This window comes from Mesorhizobium sp. M7A.F.Ca.CA.003.01.2.1 (assembly GCF_003998945.1).
Classification (GTDB): domain Bacteria; phylum Pseudomonadota; class Alphaproteobacteria; order Rhizobiales; family Rhizobiaceae; genus Mesorhizobium; species Mesorhizobium ciceri.
The window spans coordinates 1-1235 of the sequence record NZ_RZRA01001253.1; the positions used below are offsets into that span (position 1 = coordinate 1).

Annotated in this window: 1 protein-coding gene and 1 pseudogene; both read right to left on the minus strand. The window is 63.0% G+C overall.

The window, feature by feature from the left end; genetic code table 11:
• Positions 1 to 105: 105 nt before the first annotated feature.
• Positions 106 to 849 (minus strand): alanyl-tRNA editing protein, encoded by a 744-nt coding sequence (locus tag EN969_RS31710; protein WP_063168059.1) that lies wholly within the window; start codon positions 847 to 849, stop codon positions 106 to 108.
• Positions 849 to 1235: pseudogene (locus tag EN969_RS31715) on the minus strand (pyridoxal-phosphate dependent enzyme); the annotation flags it as partial. The gene EN969_RS31710 and the pseudogene EN969_RS31715, both read right to left, overlap by 1 nt.

Consider the following 1235-nt stretch of genomic DNA (forward strand, 5'->3'; position numbering starts at 1 on the left):
GGCCCGGCTCGCCGAGACGTTGCTGCAGCCAGTCTGCGTCGACGGTGAAGGGGCTGTCCTCGGCCATTTTGTGCTCCTGCTCGCCTTTTGGCGATCACTGTCTGTTCAGTTTGCCGGCATCGGCCCAAAGCGGATGCGGAAGCGCCGGTTTTCACGGCCCTTCTTCTCGATCTTGCCGATGTGGATTTCGCCGACTTCGCCAGTGCTCTTCACATGGGTGCCGCCGCAGGGCTGGCTGTCCACCGAGGCGTTGTCGCCGATACAGACCAGGCGGATCTTGCCGGTGCCGGCCGGCGGCCGGACGTTCTTGGATTTCACCAGGCCGGGATTGGCGGCCAGTTCCTCGTCACTGATCAGCCTGACAAAGATCGGATGATCGGCCCGCACCAGCTCCATCAGCCCGGCGGTGATGTCCTCCTTGGTGAAGCCGGCATCCGGAGCGTCGAAGTCGACACGGCTGTCGTCCTCGGAAACGGCGGCACCGGTGATTGGAAACGGACAGACGACGGTGAGCAAATGGCAAGCCGCATGCATGCGCATCAGGAGATGCCGGCGTTCCCAGTCGATGGCCAACCTCACCGTCTCGCCGACCTGTGGCACTGCTTGCTCCGGCGCCGGCACATGGATGATCTCGTCCTTGGTCTCGCCGGTGAGGGTAGCGGCAATGGCGATGCGGCTGCCGTCCGCGCGTTCGAGACACCCGGTATCGCCCGGTTGGCCGCCCGAAGTGGCGTAGAAGATCGTCCGGTCGAGGATGATGCCGCCGCGGTCGTTGACGGCAACGATCGTCGCATCCGCCGTCCGCAGATAGGCGTCGTCGCGAAACAGGGCATCCGTCCAGTTTGCCATCACGCGACCTTTTCGAACGGCACCGAAATTGTGCTCTTCAGCTCCATCCAACCCGGCACCGGCAGTTGCTTCTCGCGCAGGAATTCCGGGTTGAACAGTTTTGACTGATAGCGCGTGCCGTAGTCACAAAGAATGGTCACGATGGTGTGGCCGGGACCCAATTCCCTGGCCAGGCGGATCGCGCCGGCAATGTTGATGCCGGTCGAGCCACCGACGCAAAGCCCCTCTTCCTGGATCAGGTCGAAGACGATCGGCAGCGCATCCTCATCGGGGATCTGGAAGGAAAAGTCCGGCGTGAACCCTTCGAGATTGGCGGTGATGCGCCCCTGCCCGATGCCTTCGGTGATCGAGCTGCCTTCGGACTTCAGCTCGCCGCTGGTGTAGAA

Bases quoted from the DNA above. Each gene is read 5' to 3' on its own strand.
- EN969_RS31710 (WP_063168059.1), bottom strand. From the start codon at position 849: ATGGCAAACTGGACGGATGCCCTGTTTCGCGACGACGCCTATCTGCGG.